Genomic DNA, 18,632 nt, shown 5'->3' with positions numbered 1-18,632 from the left:
ACTACTGGTCCCGCAGTTTAGTCGTCAGCGCCGAAAGTCCGCGATGCAGCGCGACGCGCACCGCGCCCTCGCTCATCGAAAACTTCGCCGCCGTATCCTTGATCGAGGCGCTCTCGACCGCGATCGACTGCAGCACGTCGCGCTGGCGCTGCGGCAGGGTGTTGAGCTGGGCTGCGACCTCGCCCGCGGAGGCGGTTTCCTCGGGCGCCTCGCCCGGCAGGGTTTCGGCGAAATCGTCGATATTGACGAAGACGCGCCTGCCGCGCCGGCGCAGCGAGTCGATCAGCTTGTTGCGGCCGATGGCAAACAGCCAGGGCGCGAAGGGGGCTTCGCTGTCCCAGGTGTGCCGCTTCAGATGCACCGCCAACAGAATCTCCTGCACGATATCCTCGGCCTGGTCGGGAGGCTGGCCTGCCCGTGCCAGGCCTCGCCTCGCTGCAGCGCGCAGCACCGGCGTGACCGCCCTCAACAGGCGATGATAGGCCGCATCATCGCCAGCCATGGCCGACCGCATCAGGCCGGTCCATTCGTCCTCACGTCCGCGCACGCGCGCCCCTCACCATGCAATTCGGCCGTCCGTTCAATTTGTTACGCGGGTCCGACGGAATCACGAATTCGTGATATGCCCCGGACCGCGCGACCGATCCGGCCGTAAACGTCTGCGACGGCTCATAACACCGATCGGCCCGTCCCGCACCCGGCGGCTGGCTTCAAGGGGGTCCGGTCTGCCCCGGTTTTGCCCGTTGTGGCCCGAAGATTCCCATTTTCTGCCCCGCTGTCGTCACGCCCCGGGGTCTCTGTTCGTTTCCGGGACGGGCGGAATTGGGGAGATCATCACCATGATGAAAGCCAGCGGGCGCGCGGCCCTGATTGTTCTTGCCGGCCTTTTGTTGCTGTTCGGAGGCCTTGCACAGGCGGCCCCAAACTCGGCCACAAGCAATTCGGACAGCGCGGGCAAGCAGGCCGACGCGGCCAAGCCGAGCAAGCACCGGCGCCATGAGTCACGCCGCACCACCACCAGCGGCAAGACAGCACAGAAATCCGACGACAAGGCCGACAAGAACGCCGCTCCGGCCAAGGCCGACAACAAGGCCGACGAGACGAAGGCCGACAGCACGGCCGACAATAACGTCCCGGCCTCGACCCAGATGCCGCCAGCGGTCGCCAACGCCAATGCGCAGCTCGCCACCACCGACACCCCGACTGCGGCAGCGGCCTCGGCAATGACAGACCGCGCCAACACCAATGTCCAGGCAGCGGCCGATAATACCAACGCTGCGAACGCCGAGAGCCAGGTCGTCGCCCCCGATCAGCTCAACGACATCGACCGCGCCGCGCAACAGGACAACCCGCCCGCGCAGAAGGCGGTGATTGCCGCAACCGAGGCCCAGCCCCGGCCGGCACCGGTGATGGCAAGCACCCAGCAGAGCTCTGCCTGGGACCAGAGCTCCCTGATCGGCAAGATCTTCATCGGCGTCGGCACGCTGCTGACGCTGGCGTCCGCCGCCCGCATGTTCATGGCGTGATTGCGGGCCCGATCCTGGCCCGAGAGACCTCCCCGGAACGCGCATCTTGCTGCGTGTTCCGGCGGCCGTTAGCCCCTTGAAGCTCACCGCGCCAGCGGGCACATTGCCCGCCCAATCAAAAGCGTGGGTGGAGCATGAGCACGTTCGAACACATCATCGTCGAAAGCAAAGGCGCGGTCGGCATCATCAAGCTGAACCGGCCGAAGTTGCTCAACGCGCTCTCCTTCGGCGTCTTCCGCGAGATCGCAGCTGCCGTCGACGATCTCGAGGCCGATGACGCCATCGGCTGCATCGTCGTGACCGGCAGCGAGAAGGCTTTTGCCGCCGGCGCCGACATCAAGGAGATGCAGCCGAAGGGCTTCATCGACATGTTCTCCGAGGATTTCGCCGCGATCGGCGGCGACCGTATCGCGCGTTGCCGCAAGCCGACGGTTGCCGCGGTTGCCGGCTATGCGCTCGGCGGCGGCTGCGAGCTCGCCATGATGTGCGATTTCATCATCGCCGCCGACACCGCAAAGTTCGGCCAGCCCGAGATCACGCTCGGCACCATTCCCGGCATCGGCGGTACCCAGCGCCTGACACGCGCGATCGGCAAGTCCAAGGCGATGGACCTGTGCCTCACCGGCCGCATGATGGATGCGGCGGAAGCCGAGAGAAGCGGCCTCGTCAGCCGCATCGTGCCTGCCGACAAGCTGATGGACGAAGTGATGGCGGCGGCCGAGAAGATCGCCGCGATGTCGCGCCCTGCGGCCGCGATGGCCAAGGAAGCGGTGAACCGCGCCTTCGAGACCACGCTCGCCGAGGGCATGAGCGTCGAGCGCAACCTGTTCCACTCGACCTTCGCGCTGGAGGACCGCTCCGAGGGCATGGCGGCGTTCATCGAGAAGCGCAAGCCGGTGAACAAGAATCGGTAACGTCAGGGAACGGGTCAGGCTGGTGTAAGGCTCGGCCGCGTTCCCTCAGAACTCCTGTGACGCACCTGCAACAAGCACGGATTTCATGGGGGTTTCCCCCGCGGCAGTTTGCCTGCGGGACCTCGGCTGGTTAAACAGTTAAGAGGCCACCGTCGGCGGGGGCGGACAGCCGGGGTAAGCGGGATTACATGATTGGGCGTACCGCCAGAGCTGGTCGCGAGATGACGCGGCATCGATCGGGCGTGGGTCCTGTGCTTGCGACATGGACCACGCTGGCGCTGTGTTGCGCCCTGCCCTCCGCCGCCTGGGCCGAAGCCCTGCCGGAGGCGCTCGCCAAGGCCTACCAGACCAATCCACAGCTCAATGCCGAACGTGCGCGACAACGCGCCACGGACGAGAACGTGCCGCAGGCCCTCGCCGGTTACCGGCCGCAGATCGTGGCGAGCCTCAGCGCCGGCCTGCAATCGGTTCGCAATCTGCTGCCCGACAACACAATCCAGACCGGCAATTTGAAGCCATGGATCATCGGCGTCACCGTGACGCAGACCCTTTTCAACGGCTTCCGCACCGCCAACAACGTGCGGGCCGCCGAGCTCCAGGTGCAGTCGGGCCGCGAGGCGCTGCGCAATGTCGGCCAGGGCGTGCTGCTCGACGCGGTCACCGCCTACACCAACGTGCTCGCTAACCAGTCGCTGGTCGAAGCGCAGCGTTCCAACGTCGCCTTCCTGCGCGAGACGCTCTCGGTCACCCAGCGCCGTCTCAACGCCGGCGATGTCACGCCGACCGACAGCGCGCAGGCCGAAGCGCGCCTCAACCGCGGCCTTGCCGATCTCAACGCCGCCGAGGTCGCGCTTGCCGTCAGCCAGGCGACCTATGCGCAAGTGATCGGCAATGCGCCATCGCAGCTTCGGGCCGCCGAGGCCGTCGATCGCTATCTGCCGAAGAGCCGCGAAGACGCCATGACCATGGCAATCCGCCAGCATCCGGCGGTGATGGCCGCCAGCTTCGACGTCGATGTCGCCTCCACCAACATCCGCATCGCCGAAGGCTCATTGCTGCCGAGCGCCACCATCCAGGGCAGCGCCAGCAAGAGCCGCAACAACGACCCGACGCTCGGCACCTTCGCCGAGGACCAGGCCTCGATCGTCGCCAATGTCACCGCGCCGATCTACGACGGCGGCCAGGCCGCCGCGCAGACCCGGCAGGCCAAGGAGATCACGGCGCAGAGCCGGCTCGTGCTCGACCAGGTCCGCAACCAGGCTCGCACGGCGGCAGTGAGCGCCTGGGTCGCCAATGAAGGCGCCAAGATCACCGTGTCGGCCTCGGAATCCGAAGTGAAGGCTGCGACCGTCGCACTCCAGGGCGTGCAGCGCGAGGCCGCCGGCGGACAACGCACCACGGTCGACGTCTTGAACTCGCAGGCCGATTTGATCCAGGCCAAGGCCCGCCTGATCGGCGCCAACCGCGACCGCGTCATCGCATCCTACACGCTGCTCAGCGCCATCGGCCATCTCGACGTCAAGACGCTGAGCCTGAACACGCCGGATTATCTGCCCGAGGTTCACTACCACCAGGTTCGCGACGCCTGGCACGGTCTGCGCACGCCGTCGGGGCAGTAGTTTCAATCTATCGGGCCGGTGCCCATGAAAAGCCGCCGCATCCATCTGACGGGCGCTTCGGGCTCCGGCGTGACGACGCTCGGCCGGGCGCTCGCGGGCCGGCTTCGTGACCGCGCCGCGCGAGATCCGGATGAAGCGATTGCGCGCCCGCGAGGCCGCCCATTTCGGCGCTGACGCCGTCGCGCCGGGCGGCTGGCGCCACGACGAGACCGAAGACTTCGTCGAATGGGCCTCTCATTACGAAGCGGGGGATCGCGAAGGTCGCAGTCTCGCCAAGCATGAAGCATGGCTCGCGGGCCTGCCCTGCCCGGTCGTGCGCGCGGACGGCTCACGTCTGCTTGCGGACATTGTCGAGCAGCTATGCAACGAAGCGCAGCTTCGATCCGGCTGATGTGGTACCGTCCCGGCACACTGCCAAATAAAACAACCAGGGAGAGAAACCGTGCTCGATCGACGCAGCGTCCTGCTTGCCTCCCTCGCCGCCGGAGTAGCCATGACCAACAGAGCCCACGCCCGCGCGGCGCAGCCTGCGACGCCGCTCAATTTCGACGTCCCCGCGCATGCCTGCGACTGCCACACTCACATTCATGGCGACGTCGAGAAGTTTCCGTTCTTCGCCGGGCGCGTCTACACGCCCGAGCCGGCAAGCCCCGAAGAAATGGCTGCACTGCACAAGGCGCTGCATATCGAGCGCGTGGTGATCGTCACCCCCAGCGTCTACGGCACCGACAATTCGTCGACCTTGTTCGGCATGAAGGCACGCGGCGCCAATGCGCGCGGCGTCGCCGTAATCGACGACAAGACGACCGAGGCACAGCTCGATGCGATGCAGGCGGACGGTTTCCGCGGCATGCGCCTCAATCTCGCAACCGGCGGCGTCAACGACCCCAATGTCGGCAGGTCACGCTTCACCACCGCCGTCGAGCGCATGAAGGCGCGCGGCTGGCACGTGCAGCTCTACACCACGCTTCCTATGATCTCGGCGATCAAGGACCTCGTCGAGACGGCGCCGGTACCTGTCGTGTTCGACCATTTCGGCGGGCTGGAAGCTTCGCTCGGCCTGGAGCAGCCGGGTTTCTCCGATCTCGCTGCGCTGGTGAAGTCCGGCAAGGCCTATGTGAAGATCTCCGGCGCCTATCGCTCGTCAAAGCTCGCGCCCGACTATCAGGACATGGCGCCTTATGCACGTGCGCTGATCGCGGCGAATCCGGACCGCATCGTCTGGGGCACCGACTGGCCGCATCCGGATTCGAGCCGTGTCGAGGGACGCAAGCCGACCGACATCGCGCCGCTCTATCAGATCGACGACGCCCGCCTGCTCAACCAGCTTCCGGTGTGGGCACCGGATGCCGATGTGCGCAAGAAGATCCTGGTCGACAACCCGGCACGACTCTACGGATTCTGACGGTCAGCGCGCGCGGCGCGAGAAGAATGAGATCAGGACCGGCAAGGTGACGAGGATCACGACCGGCGCCAGCATCATGCCGGTGACGACGACGACCGCGAGCGGCTTCTGCACCTGCGAGCCGATGCCTTCCGACAGCGCCGCCGGCAGCAGCCCGACGCCGGCGACGACGCAGGTCATCAGCACCGGCCGGAGCTGAAGCTCGCCGGTGCGCACCACCGCACTCATGCGGTCCATGCCCTCTTCGATGAGCTGGTTGAACTGCGACAGGATGATGATGCCGTCCATCACGGCGATGCCGAACAGCGCGATGAAGCCGATCGCCGCGGAAACGCTGAATGCCGTGCCCGATATCAAAAGTCCCAGCACGCCGCCGAAGATCGCCATCGGGATCACGCTCATCGCGAGCAGCGTGTCGGTCATCGAGCCGAAATTGAACCAGAGCAGCACGCCGATCAGCGCCAGCGAGATCGGCACCACGATCGACAGCCGCCGGATCGCGTCCTGGAGATTGCCGAACTCGCCGACCCAGTCCATGTGCGAGCCGGGCGGCAGCTGCACCTGCTCGGCAATCTTCTGCTGCGCCTCGCGAATCGCACTGCCGAGGTCGCGCTCGCGCACCGAGAACTTGATCGGCAGATAGCGCTCCTGCTGCTCGCGATAGATGTAGGCCGCGCCAGAGACGAGGCTGATGGTGGCGACCTCGCTGAGGGGAATCTGCGTGACGGTGCCGTTCGGCCCGGGTGCGCCGATGCGCAAATTCTGGATCGCCTCGGCACTCCTGCGGTATTCCGGCGCGAGGCGGACGATGATCGGGAAGTGACGATCGGAGCCGGACTCGTAGAGATCGCCCGCCGTGTCGCCGCCGATCGCGACCTTGATCGTGGCGTTGATGTCGCCCGGCGCAAGGCCGTAGCGCGCGGCCTTGGCGCGGTCGATGTCGATCTGGACGGTCGGCTGGCCGAGCGAGGTGAACACCGCAAGGTCGGTGACGCCCTGCACCGTGGCCAGCACCGACTTGATCTTGTTGGCGGTGTCGGTCAGCGCCTGCAGGTCGCTGCCGAACAGCTTGATCGAGTTCTCGCCCTTCACGCCGGAGACGGCCTCGGAGACGTTGTCCTGGAGATATTGCGAGAAGTTGAACTCGACACCGGGGAAGCGATCGTCGAGCTGCTTGAGCAGTTGCGCGGTCAGCTCTTCCTTGTCGCGGGTCCCGGGCCACTGACTGATCGGTTTGAGCGGCGCGAAGAACTCGGCATTGAAGAAGCCGGCGGCGTCGGTGCCGTCGTCGGGACGGCCGTGCTGAGACACGACGGACTCGACCTCGGGCCGGGCGCGGATCACCTTGCGCATCTCGTTGACGTAGCTGTTGCCTTCCTGGAGCGAGATGGTCGGCGGCAGCGTGGCGCGAATCCAGAGATTGCCCTCTTCCAGCTTCGGCAGGAATTCGAGGCCGAGCATCCGGCTGAGCGCCACCGTCATCAGCACGAGGCCGACCGCACCGCCGAGCACGATGCTGCGGTTGGCGACCGCCCATTGCAGCAACGGCGAGTACAACCGGTGCAGGATCCGCATCACCCTGGTCTCGGTTTCCTCGACATGCGCGGGCAGGATGATCGCGGACAGCGCCGGCGTGACGGTGAAGGTCGCAAGCAGCCCGCCGGCCAGCGCATAGGCATAGGTGCGGGCCATCGGCCCGAAGATGTTGCCCTCGACGCCGGACAGCGTGAACAGCGGCAGGAAGGCCGCGATGATGATCGCCGCGGCAAAGAAGATCGAGCGCGAGACGTCGGCGGCCGCGCTGAGGATGGCGTGGCTCTTCATGCCGAACAGCGTCTCGTTGGACATGTGCTCGGTCTCCGACATCGGCGTCGTCTGGGTCAGGCGGCGGAAGATCGCCTCCACCATGATGACGGTGGCATCGACGATCAGGCCGAAATCGATCGCGCCGACCGACAGCAAATTGGCAGATTCCCCCCGCAGCACCAGGATGATGACGGCGAAGAACAGCGCGAACGGAATGGTGGCGCCGACGATCAGCGCGCTGCGCAGGTCGCCGAGGAAGATCCACTGCAACAGCACGATCAAGAGAATGCCGACCACCATGTTGTGCAGCACGGTGTGGGTGGTGAGCTCGATCAGGTCGCCGCGGTCGTAGATGCGTTCGATGCGCACGCCGGGCGGCAGGATGCTGGAATTGTTGATGGTCTGAACGAGCTGGTGGACTCGCTTGATGGTCGGCGAGCTCTGCTCGCCGCGGCGCATCAGGACGATGCCCTGCACGATGTCGTCGGACTCGTCGAGGCCGGCAATGCCGAGGCGCGGCCTCTGGCCGACGGTGACGGTGGCGACGTCCTTGACCAGCACCGGATTGCCGCCGGTCTGCGCCACCATGGTATTGGCGAGATCGTCGATCGACCGGATCAGGCCGACGCCGCGCACCACGGCCGATTGCTGGCCGATATTGACGGTATTGCCGCCGACATTGACGTTGGAATTGCCGACCGCCTGGAGCAATTGCGGCAGCGTCAGACCGTTGGCGACCAGCTTGTTGAAGTCGACCTGGAGCTCATAGGTCTTGCTCTTGCCGCCCCAGCCGGTGACGTCGATGACACCCGGCACGGCGCGGAAGCGGCGCTGCAGGATCCAGTCCTGGATGGTCTTGAGATCGAGCACGCTGTAGTTCGGCGGACCCACGAGACGGTAGCGGAAGATCTCGCCGATCGGGCTGAGCGGCGAGATTTGCGGCTGCACGTTGCCCGGCAGCGGCGCGAGCTGCGCCAGGCGGTTCAATACCTGCTGCAACGCCTCGTCATAGGTGTATGCGAAGGAGAACTGGAGTTTGACGTCGGAGAGGCCGTAGAGCGAGATCGTGCGGATGGTCGTCAGGTTCTTCAGACCTGCGACCTGGGTCTCGATCGGGATCGTGATGTAGCGCTCGATCTCCTCCGCCGACAGCCCCGGGCTCTGCGTCACGATGTCGACCATCGGCGGGGTCGGATCGGGATAGGCCTCGATGTTGAGCTGGTTGAACGCGATGACGCCACCGATCAGCACGGCGACGAACATCCCGACCATCAGGAAGCGCCGGTTGACGGCAAGGGCGACGAGACGATCCATCAGGTCTTCAATTTGTCTTCAGTTTTTTTGGGTCGTCGATCAGCTGCCGGACGCCGCGCGGTCGATGAACAGGCTGCCTTTGGTGACGATCTGCTCGCCGGGTTTCAGATTGCTGGTGACCTCGACGAGGTTGCCGTTGATGAGGCCGATCTTGATCTGGCGCAGCTCGACCGACTTGTCCTCGCGCGCGACCCAGATGCGGACCTTGTCGGCTTCATAGATCAACGCCTGCTTCGGCACCGCGGGCGCGGCGCGATCGCCGGCCGAATAGATCGTGACGTTGGCGAACATCTCGGGCTTGAGCAGCCCGTCCTTGTTGTCGATGGTGGCGCGGACCTGCAGGCGGCGGGTGTTGGGGTCGATCGCGGCAGCGACGTAATTGATCTTGGCGGTCAAGGGGCGGCCCGGCAGCGCCATCACGTTGACGGTGATGTCCTGGCCGATGCAGACCGCGGCGGCGTCGCTCTCGCGCACGAAGGCGGTGAGCCAGACCGTGGAGAGATCGCCGACCACGAAGACTGGATCGCTGGCGCCGGAATTGACGTACTGGCCGGGGCCGATCTTGCGCTGCACGACCGTGCCGGAGATCGGCGAATAGATCGTGACTTCCGGATTGATGGCGCCCTTGTCCTGGAACGCCTTGATGGTCTCGTCGGTGAAGCCGAGGATGCGCAGCTTGTTGCGCGCGGCTTCCAGCGCGGTCCCCGAGGAGCGCATGTCGTTGCGCGCCTGAACCTGGGTCGCTTCGGCCTGCTGATAATCCTTCAGCGGAATGGCATGGCCCTCGTAGAGGTCCTTGGCGCGCTTGAACTGGATGTCGGAGAGCTCGAGCGCCGACTTCGCCTTGTTCTGCGAGGTCATCGCCGCGATGAAATCGTTCTGGGCCTGCACGGTGTCGGCGGCCTCGATCGTGAACAGCGGTTGGCCCTGCTTCAGCATCTCACCCGGCTTGGCCAGCAGCTTGGTGACGCGGCCGGCATAGGGCGAGAACACCGGTGTCGAGCGGTCCTCGTCGACGGCGACCTTGCCTTCCGTGACATATTCGGCGCGGAAGGCCTTGGCCTTGACCGGCTCGATCGTCAGCGTCGCCCATTCGGACGGCGTCGGCGTGAAGTTCTGCGCATTCCTGCGCGACTGGCTGGAGATCTCGGAGTGCTTCTTTTCCTTGGACCCGGAAGAGAGGAAGCCGTAGGCACCGGCGCCGACACCGCCAAGAGCTAGTAGAACTACGGATGTGATCACCCGTTGTTTTGTAAACACCTGCAATCGCTTGGTATTTTCAACTACCATGGAGCCCGGTCGTGTCTGCGACGATCTCGGCAGATGCCTGCCTTATCGGTTGCGCTAATAGTGCCGAATTGGGAGTTCAAACAACCTAAAAAACGCCGGGCGCCTTTCGGTTTGCGTTAAAATTTCGCGACATGTCAGCTTCACGTCAGCTTCGCGCCGGCCACTGTGCCGGATGACTGCCGAGCGGCATTGCCGGACGGCTCCATTGCGCCGGCGTCTTCGACAGCATCGCCGAATGGCGCACCGCCTTCAACATGCCGAAGCCAGATGGCACGCTCTCGATGAACGCAGCATGTACAGCGTCGCCCGTAAGATCCGGGGTGTTCAGTCCGCCATCGAGCCGGCCGAGATTCCAAAGCCAGCGCCCGGTCTGCGCCAGCGACACACGCACGTGCCAGCTGCCGCCTTCGCGGGCCTGACGCGCCTTGGCCATCATCGCGCCGAACGCCATCAGATAGCCGGTGGCGTGATCGAGCATCTGCGCCGGCAATTCCTTGGGGCCATCGAGACCGGCAGCGCGTCCCTCGGCGTGATTGAATCCGGTCGTGGTCTGCAGGAGGGAATCGAAGCCGCGCCGCTCGGCCCAGGGGCCGGCGTGGCCATAGGCCGACAGCGTCACATAGACGATGCCGGGATTGATCTGCGCTGCATCCTCGGGCGCAAAGCCGAGGGCGGCGAGCGCGCGCGGGCGATAGCCCTGCGAGAAGATGTCGGCGTCCCGCAACAGTTCGCGCAATTGCGCCCTGCCCGTCTCGCTCTTCAGTTCGATGAAGGTGGTGAGCTTGCCGCGGCCGGTATCGATGGTGAGCCAGGGAATGGCGGGCAGCTCCGGCCCTGACACCAGCAGCACATCCGCACCATGCGCAGCGAGCGTGCGGCCGGCGACGGGGCCCGCGATGACGCGGGAGAGATCGAGCACGCGCAGGCCTGACAACGGACGATCGCCTTTTGGCCACGGCTTTGGCGGGGCCTCACCGATCTTCTCGATCGAGAGCAGCGGCAACTCGGCGAGCGCGCGCGCCTGCGGCAGCGCGGACCATTCGTCGTAGGAGCGCATGAGCGCGACGACGCCGCCCGCGGCGTAAGCCGCAGTCTCGAAATCCTCGCCCCTCCATTCCATCAGCGCGGCCTGCACCTTGTCGCGCTCCGCCTCGCAGCCGAGCACCTTGCACACGGCGTCGCGATGATGCGGGAAATTGGTGTGGCAGCGAACGAAGCGATTGTCGCCGGTCCTGTAGACGCCGGCGATGGCGTCCCAGGCCGGGGGCGGCGGCTTGTCGTCGAGAAGCAGATAGCGCTCGGAGCGGCATTCGGCGACGGCGTGACACATGTCGACAAAGACATCCTGCGTCTGCCCGCTGCGCAATCGCCAGATCTCCGCAGCGGCGAGGCCGGCCGCGGCGATGGTCGTCCGTCCGGCAATTGCAACGCGGAACGAGGACGGAAGCTGAGGCTCCTCGCCGCTCAGCCGTACGCGTTCGAGCGCTGGTGCATCGCCCCCGGCGGAGGTCCAGATGTCCTTGAGAATGTCGGCAGGGCTTTGCATGGCCGCTTCTCTCCCTTAGTTTTTCAAGCGACCATCCATTAGCCCATAAGGAAATGCAATGGCCGCCATCGACCCCCTTACCGCAGGCGCCGTGTTCATCGCAACGGCGGCCACAGACGCGGTCTATGTCATGTTCACCTCGGCCGTGATCGCGCGCAAACGCATGTCAGCGGCGAACTGGAGCGCCGTCTGGTACATGCTCTCCTCCTACGCCGTGATCAGCTACACCGAGAACCCGTTCTATGTCGCTTTCGCGGCAATCGGATCATGGGCCGGCGCTTATGCCTCCCTGACCTTCCTGCACCGCCCGCCCGGCGGCCCGCCGGTGGGCGCCGCGCCGGAGTGAGGAGGCCCCACCTCTCTCCACGTCATTGCGAGGAGCTCGCGACAAAATTGCGTGGCAATTTTGCGCTGATGCGACCAAGCCAGTCTATTTCCGCAGATGCATTTCCGGATTGCTTCGCTGCGCCCGCAATGACGATGTGGAGGCTTCTGGGCGTCTTCCGAAACAGCTACACTCCCGCGACCAACAAAAAGGAAACCCAACAATGGATCTCAGTCTCAAAGGCAAGAATGCCATCGTCCTCGGCGGCACGCGCGGCATCGGGCGGGCGATTGCGGAGACGCTCGCCGGTGAAGGCACCAATGTCGCGGTGTGCGCGCGCAATGCAGATCAGGTTGCGGCCACCGTTGCCGAGCTGAAGGCGAAGGGCGTCAACGCCACCGGCGGCCCGGTCGACGTGACCGACGGCGCGGCGCTGAAATCCTGGATCGAGGGTGCCGCAAAAGAGCTCGGCGGCGTCGACCTGTTGTTCTCCAACGCCGGCGCGATGGCGCAAGGCCACGATCCGGCATCGTGGGAGCAGAACTTCCGGCTCGACCTGCTTGGCGCCGTGCACGCGTTCGACGCCGCGCGGCCGTTCCTCGAAGCGAGCGGCGAGAGAAACGGCGACGCCGCCTTCGTCATCATCTCCTCGATCTCGGCGGCGCAGGCCGACACGGCCAGTTCCTACGGCCCGATCAAGGCGGCGCTGATCCACATGGCCAAGGGGCTGGCGCGGCAATATGCAAAGAAGAAGATCCGCGTGAATGTCGTGTCGCCCGGCACGGTCTATTTCAAGGGCGGCGTCTGGGAGATGGTCGAGAAGAACATGCCCGAGCGTTACGCCGACGCGATGAAGCGCAATCCGACCGGCCGGATGGCCACGCCGCAGGAAATCGCTAGCGCCGCGGTGTTTCTGGCAAGCCCGGTGTCGGGGTTCACGACGGGATCGAATCTCGTCGTGGACGGCGCGATCTCGAACCGGGTGAATTTTTAAGGCGCGACGTCATCATCGAGGAGCTCGTAGGGTGGACGAGCAAAGCATGCCCACGTCTTCGCGACGAGCCGCAAAAGGAGGTGGGCACGGCGCTTACGCGCCTTTGCCCACCCGCCGTGCGTGTGGCAGCACTCCGCCCCACCCCTCAATGAAAATCCCGCGATGGCGGCAGGATGCGGACGTTGCGGGGGTGGCGGATTTTCTGCGCCGGCATGTCCACAAGCGCGCGGGAGTCTTCGTTGAGCGGCTCGACCACGGTGGCACCTGCCGGCACCGGATGCTTGCGGCTCAGCGCGTCGTTGGCGAGGCCGACCAGATCATGCGAGCGATCGATCATGCGCTGGGCGATGAGATGCGTCACCTTCTCGGGACTGCTCTGGATATAGCCTTCGACCAGGATGAGGCGCGCGCCCATGACTTCTTTCCGGTACTGCTCCATGATCTTGGGCCACACCACGACATTGGCGATGCCGGTTTCGTCCTCCAGCGTCATGAACACGACGCCGCTGGCGCTGCCCGGCCGTTGCCGCACCAGCACCACGCCGGCGCAGCGGACGCGGCGACGCTCGTTCTCGTGACTGATATCCTTGCAGGCGACGACGCGCTCGCGCGAAAACATTTCGCGCAAGAATTCCATCGGGTGCCCCTTCAGCGATAGCCGGATGGTCTGGTAGTCCGCGACCACCTGTTCGGAACGCGGCATCACCGGCAGCGGTTGCGCGTGCTCGTCCGGCTGCTCGCGCGCGGTCGCCGCCTCGAACAGCGGCAGCGGCACGTCGTCGGGCAGCCGCCGCACCTGCCACAGCGCCTCGCGGCGGTCGAGCCCGAGCGAGCGAAACGCGTCGGCATCGGCCAGCAGGATCAGCGCGCGCTTGGGCAGACCGGTGTCGCGGGCGAAATCCTCCAGCGAGGTGAAGGGACGTCGGTTGCGGGCGGCGATGATGCGGTCGGCCCAGTCCTCCTGAGTGACGTATACTTTTCTTTGTCGCTTCGCCTGCTCCTTCTTGAGGGCCTCCTCATCGGGATCGAGCCAGTGGAAGCCGTCGATCTGGCGAAAGCCAAGGCGGACGGCACAATACCTGCCGTCAGTATTCTCCAGCGTGTTCTGCGCAAAACTACAGGACACGTCGATATCGCGCACCTCGACGCCGTTCTTGCGGGCGTCGCTGACGATCTGTGCGGGCGCATAAAAGCCCATCGGCTGCGAGTTCAGGAGGCCACAGCAGAAGGCGTCGGGGTGATGATATTTCAGCCATGACGAGATGTAGACGAGCTGGGCGAAGCTCGCGGCGTGGCTCTCCGGGAAGCCGTAGGAGCCAAAGCCCTTGATCTGGTCAAAGCAGCTTCTGGCAAAATTGGCATCGTAGCCGCGCGCGACCATGTTGCCGATCAGCTTCTCCTCGTATTGGCCAATGGTGCCTACATTGCGGAAGGTCGCCATCGAGCGGCGCAGGCCGTTGGCTTCCTCGGACGTGAATTTTGCCGCCTCGATCGCGATGCGCATGGCCTGCTCCTGGAACAGAGGCACGCCCTTCGTCTTGTGCAGCACCTTGTAGAGTTCGTCCGCGGCACCATGCTCGGGCGATGGCGAGGGATAGGTCACCTTCTCCAGGCCGTTCCGCCGACGCAAATACGGATGCACCATGTCGCCCTGGATCGGACCCGGCCGCACGATCGCGACTTCGATGACGAGGTCGTAGAAGGTCCGCGGCTTCAGGCGCGGCAGCATGTTCATCTGGGCGCGGCTCTCGACCTGGAACACGCCGAGCGATTCCCCATCACACAGCATATCGTAAACCTTGGGATCGTCCTGTGGAACGCTCGCCAGCACAAAACGCTCGCCTTTGTGGTCTGCGATCAGATCAAAACATTTCCGGATGCAGGTCAGCATGCCCAGCGCGAGCACGTCGACCTTCATCATGTTGAGCGCGTCGACGTCGTCCTTGTCCCACTCGATGAAGGTGCGGTCGTCCATCGCCGCGTTGCCGATGGGGACATAGGTGTCGAGCCGGTCCTGGGTCAGCACATAACCGCCGACATGCTGGGAGAGATGGCGGGGGAATTCGATCAGCTCGGTTGCAAGCTCGACCGCAAGGTTGATCATGGGATTTTGCGGATCGAGCCCGGCCTGCCTGACCTGCATGTCGTTGAGGCCCTTGCCCCAACTGCCCCAGACGGTGTCGGCGAGCGCGGCGGTGACGTCCTCCGTCAGGCCCAGCGCCTTGCCGACGTCGCGGATGGCGCTGCGCGGGCGATAGTGGATGACCGTTGCGATGATCGCGGCACGATGGCGGCCGTAGCGGCGATAGACATACTGCATCACCTCCTCGCGCCGGGAATGCTCGAAATCGACGTCGATGTCAGGCGGCTCCAGCCGCTCCTTGGAGATGAAGCGCTCGAACAACAGATCGACCTTGGTCGGATCGACCGAGGTGATGCCGAGCACGTAGCACACGGCCGAGTTCGCTGCCGACCCCCGCCCCTGGCACAGGATGCTCTGGCTGCGCGCGTAATGCACGATGTCGTGCACGGTGAGGAAATAATGCGCGTATTTCAGCTCGGCGATCAGCGCGAGTTCTTTGTTCAACGTCGCGCGCAGCTTGTCGTCAATGTTCTCGATGCCGCCAAAGTATTTATCGACGCCCGCCCAGGTCAAATCCTCCAGATGTCCTTGCGCGGTCTTGCCCGGCGGCACCGGCTCATCCGGATACTGGTATTTGAGCTGGTCGAGCGAGAAGTCGATCTTCCCCGCAAAACGCATGGTCTCCGCGATCGCCTCGGGGACATCGCGGAACAGCCGCGCCATCTCTCGCGGCGTCTTCAAGAACCGCTCGGCATTGGCTTCCAGCTTACGCCCCACAGCCTCGATCGTGGTCTTTTCCCGAATGCAGGTCAGCACATCCTGAAGCGGACGGCGGCCGGGATCGTGATAGAGCACTTCGTTGGTCGCGAGCAGCGGCACTTTTGCTTTGGCCGCGAGGTCATCGAGCCGTGCCAGGCGGCGCCGGTCGTCGCCGCGATAGATCAGGCTCGCTGCCAGCCACACGCCCTCGGCGCGGCTCGCCCTCAGCTTTGCAAGCACATCCAGCGCCTGCGCCGGCTCGAAGCGATGCGGCAACGTCAGGACCAAAAGCTGCCCCTCGGAGAATTCCAGGAGATCGGCGAAGGTGAGACGGCACTCGCCCTTCTCGATCCGCGTGATGTCGTCGCCGCGCTTGCCTTTGGTCAGGAGCTGGCACAGCCGGCCATAGGCGGCGCGGTCGCGCGGGTAGACAAAAATGTCGGGCGTGCCGTCGATGAAGACGATGCGCGCACCGATCAGCAGTTTCGGCTTGTGCAGCACCTTGTCATTGTGGAGCTCATTCCAGGCCCGCACCACGCCGGCGAGCGTGTTGTGGTCGGCGATTCCGATCGCGGGAATGCCGAGCTTGCTCGCCTGATGCACATAGGCGCGCGGATCCGAGCCGCCGCGCAGGAAGGAGAAATTGGTGGTGATGCCGATCTCGGCATAAGCGGGGCTATTCATGCGAAGAGACCGTGCACATACCAGCCGGGAGAAGCAGGCTCACCGTCGCCGTCGAACACCTCCCCCTCGTAAAGTCCATCGCGAAAAATCCAGAAGCGCAGGCCCTCGGCGTCCTCGATGCGAAAGTAATCCCGGGTCAGCTGCTTGCCGTCCTGCCGCCACCATTCCATCGCGATACGCTCGGGTCCTTCCACCCGCACCACGGCATGCAGCGCGCGGCGCCAGGTGAACTGATGCGGCGGACCATCCGGCACGGCCGCGAACGGCACCTTGATCGGCTCCGGCTTGTCGAACAGCCTTAAGGGACGCAGCGGCGGCTCGCTTTCGGTCCGTGCCGGCCATTCGGCCTGCATGGCGGCGGCGAGATGATGCTGCGCCGGGGCGGCCAGCACCGCACATTCGGGGATATGGGTATCCTCAGGCAGGTGCACGACGACGCGCTTTCCGCCGATGCGCGCGGCAATGCGGTCGATCAGGGCGGCAAGCTCGTCATTGTCGTGGACATGGGCGTCGAGATCGCGCTGCTCCTGCACCACGATCTCGGTGCGGCTCGCCGACAGGCGCACCATGTCGAAGCCAAAACCGGGATCGAGGGGATCGGCGAGCGCATCGAGACGCTCGCGGAACAGCCGGTCGATCACCGCGCTTCGCGTCACCGGACGTCCGGTCTCGACCATGATCGCGCGCACCACGCCGTCGGTGCGGAAGAACGCGGCTTCCAGCCGGCGCGCGCCCTTGCCCTGCTTCTCCATGGAGGCAATCAGCGTGTCCGCCAGCCGCGACAGCGTCATCGCGATCATGGTGTCGGTCGCGATCGGCTCGGCGAAACGCTTCTCCACGATATAATCAGGCAGCGGTTTTCGCGGATTGATCGGCGCATCGCCCTGCCCCAGCGCATGCGCCAGCAGCGTGGAGAACCGCGCCCCGAACCGCGCCGTGATCTCGCTCGGCGAGCGCGCGGCGACGTCGCCGATGGTCTTGAGGCCGGCGCGGCGCAGGCCGGTGGTGATGGCCTCGCCCGCACCGAGCGCGGACACCGGAAACCGGCTGATCGCCTCCGCCTCGCCGCCATCGGCAACGATGGTGCCCGTGGTCTGCCGCGTCAGCGTGCGCGCGCAGACCGAGGTGCCGGCGATTGCCGCGCTGACGGCAAAGCCTTGTCGGCCGAGCGCCCGAACCAGCGCTTGCAACAGCGCAGCCTCGCCGCCGAACAGATGCGCACAGCCGGTGATGTCGAGGAACAGCCCGTGCGGCGGATCGAGCGCGACCAGCGGCGTGAAGCGGTCGCACCAGTCGGCGATGTCGCTAAGCGTCTTCGCATCGGCCGCGACATCGGCGTCGAACACGCGCAAATCCGGGCACATCGCCCGCGCATTGGCGAGCGGCTGACCTACGTACAGGCCGAGACGCTCGGCAGCCTCGTCCAGCGCATGGATCACCAGCGCATTGTTGTCCTTGATGACGACGATGCTCGGCTCATTATTGGTTTTACCCAGCCCGGAGCTGTTGAAGAACCGCTGGATCCGGTCGATGGGCAGGCGTGGCAGCCACAGGCTGAGAATACGTCGACGGTTCACTGAACTGGCACTCATCACAATTCCATTCCATGATCCACCGGCCGCAGGGGCCATGACGATTACGCAAGAGTTCGGCATCGAAGCGCGGCGCGCCCCATGCGTCCCACACCGACCCCGGCGGCGAATGCGCCGCGCGCAGCATCCACCTGGTCTCCGCGGTCGAAGGCAGCGGCTGCGCCGCCATCCGCAGCATCAGGCCGGTGACGCCGGAGCCTTGCGCGGCCAGCGTCAGCTTGCGGCTCGCCACGAGATCGAACTGCCTGGTTTCGCCCCAGAGCTCGAGCACGACGGCGCCCAGCGCATCGCAGGCGAGCGCATCGGCCGAGGTACGCAGCGCGCTCTCGACATCGGCGGCGCGCACCATCACCACGCGGCGCGGATCGAGGCCGAGCTCGGCGAGCCCGCTCATCGACAGCGCGCCGGCCTCTATCTCTGAAAAATCCTGCCGTACCCACAGCAGCGGCCGCTGCGCCGAGACGCGCCCGGCAAGCCCCATGACGAAGCCGGTCGCGGCCGTCCCCTGAGACCCAGTGCAAAACACCTCGTGGATCGCCGCGCGCGCGAGCCCGCCCTTCAGCGCGTTGTCGGCTTCGCTGTGACCGAGCGCGACGCGATCGTGCGGATGCACGACCGTCGCCGTCTCGATGCGCTCGATCTGGCCGCGCAAGGTCGCAAGCGCGCTTGTCCGTGCGCCGCTCATGCTCGCCGCTCCTTCAGGGGTGATTGCCGATGGCTCTCAAAAAGAGAACCAGCGGCTGGCTCATTTGTTCATGATATGTTCTAATATAAA

General features: G+C 65.3%; 14 protein-coding genes. 7 read left to right on the top strand and 7 right to left on the bottom strand.

Translation table 11 applies throughout. The features are described from left to right. Position 1: 1 nt before the first annotated feature. Positions 2–547, bottom strand: coding sequence for a sigma-70 family RNA polymerase sigma factor (locus XI03_RS27280; protein ID WP_271593843.1), 546 nt, complete (start codon positions 545–547; stop codon positions 2–4). Positions 548–839: 292 nt separating this feature from the next. Here XI03_RS27280 and XI03_RS27275 point away from each other — a divergent pair, with 292 nt between their 5' ends. The 5 genes from XI03_RS27275 to XI03_RS27255 all read left to right on the top strand — a co-directional run bounded on the left by XI03_RS27275 (position 840) and on the right by XI03_RS27255 (position 5,464). Beyond that, entirely contained in the window at positions 840–1,526 is a 687-nt protein-coding gene (locus tag XI03_RS27275) for a hypothetical protein (RefSeq protein ID WP_038971539.1), read from the top strand. Positions 1,527–1,660: 134 nt separating this feature from the next. Further along, positions 1,661–2,440, top strand: a complete 780-nt coding sequence (locus XI03_RS27270) for an enoyl-CoA hydratase (RefSeq protein ID WP_028143187.1) — start codon at positions 1,661–1,663, stop codon at positions 2,438–2,440. Positions 2,441–2,661: 221 nt separating this feature from the next. Then, positions 2,662–4,059, top strand: a complete 1,398-nt coding sequence (locus XI03_RS27265; RefSeq protein ID WP_049801717.1) for a TolC family outer membrane protein — start codon at positions 2,662–2,664, stop codon at positions 4,057–4,059. 106 nt (positions 4,060–4,165) lie between these two features. Next, a complete protein-coding gene (locus XI03_RS27260; RefSeq protein ID WP_370091933.1) occupies positions 4,166–4,450 on the top strand; it encodes a hypothetical protein in 285 nt (94 codons plus the stop codon). Between the two features lie 51 nt (positions 4,451–4,501). Then, positions 4,502–5,464, top strand: a complete 963-nt coding sequence (locus XI03_RS27255; RefSeq protein ID WP_271593842.1) for an amidohydrolase family protein — start codon at positions 4,502–4,504, stop codon at positions 5,462–5,464. Positions 5,465–5,467: 3 nt separating this feature from the next. On the opposite strand, the gene XI03_RS27250 is transcribed toward XI03_RS27255, so the two are convergent. The 3 genes from XI03_RS27250 to XI03_RS27240 form a co-directional block, all read right to left on the bottom strand. Beyond that, the gene (locus XI03_RS27250; RefSeq protein WP_271593841.1) at positions 5,468–8,584 is read right to left on the bottom strand and encodes an efflux RND transporter permease subunit; all 3,117 of its coding nucleotides are present in this window, start codon (positions 8,582–8,584) and stop codon (positions 5,468–5,470) included. Positions 8,585–8,623: 39 nt separating this feature from the next. Beyond that, the gene (locus XI03_RS27245; protein ID WP_271593840.1) at positions 8,624–9,874 is read right to left on the bottom strand and encodes an efflux RND transporter periplasmic adaptor subunit; all 1,251 of its coding nucleotides are present in this window, start codon (positions 9,872–9,874) and stop codon (positions 8,624–8,626) included. 145 nt (positions 9,875–10,019) lie between these two features. Next, entirely contained in the window at positions 10,020–11,420 is a 1,401-nt protein-coding gene (locus tag XI03_RS27240) for a CoA transferase (RefSeq protein WP_271593839.1), read from the bottom strand. A gap of 58 nt (positions 11,421–11,478) precedes the next feature. Here XI03_RS27240 and XI03_RS27235 point away from each other — a divergent pair, with 58 nt between their 5' ends. Together XI03_RS27235 and XI03_RS27230 are read left to right on the top strand one after the other, a co-directional pair. Then, entirely contained in the window at positions 11,479–11,766 is a 288-nt protein-coding gene (locus tag XI03_RS27235) for a hypothetical protein (protein WP_212251384.1), read from the top strand. 202 nt (positions 11,767–11,968) lie between these two features. Further along, the gene (locus XI03_RS27230) at positions 11,969–12,739 is read left to right on the top strand and encodes an SDR family NAD(P)-dependent oxidoreductase (RefSeq protein ID WP_271593838.1); all 771 of its coding nucleotides are present in this window, start codon (positions 11,969–11,971) and stop codon (positions 12,737–12,739) included. A gap of 145 nt (positions 12,740–12,884) precedes the next feature. Here XI03_RS27230 and XI03_RS27225 read toward each other — a convergent pair whose 3' ends face one another. The 3 genes from XI03_RS27225 to XI03_RS27215 are packed head-to-tail and all read right to left on the bottom strand — an operon-like array spanning position 12,885 to position 18,542. Then, a complete protein-coding gene (locus tag XI03_RS27225) occupies positions 12,885–16,265 on the bottom strand; it encodes an error-prone DNA polymerase (RefSeq protein WP_271593837.1) in 3,381 nt (1,126 codons plus the stop codon). After that, positions 16,262–17,857, bottom strand: coding sequence for a Y-family DNA polymerase (locus XI03_RS27220; protein ID WP_271593836.1), 1,596 nt, complete (start codon positions 17,855–17,857; stop codon positions 16,262–16,264). The genes XI03_RS27225 and XI03_RS27220 overlap by 4 nt, the downstream gene beginning before the upstream one ends. Next, complete coding sequence (locus XI03_RS27215; protein WP_038947799.1) at positions 17,754–18,542, bottom strand: ImuA family protein; 789 nt, start codon at positions 18,540–18,542, stop codon at positions 17,754–17,756. Before XI03_RS27215 ends, XI03_RS27220 begins: the two co-directional genes overlap by 104 nt. Positions 18,543–18,632 lie beyond the last annotated feature (90 nt).

Origin of the sequence: Bradyrhizobium sp. CCBAU 65884, assembly GCF_028128835.1 — a bacterium.
Taxonomy (GTDB): Bacteria; Pseudomonadota; Alphaproteobacteria; order Rhizobiales; family Xanthobacteraceae; genus Bradyrhizobium; species Bradyrhizobium ottawaense.
This window is presented reverse-complemented; position numbering and strand designations above follow the sequence as displayed.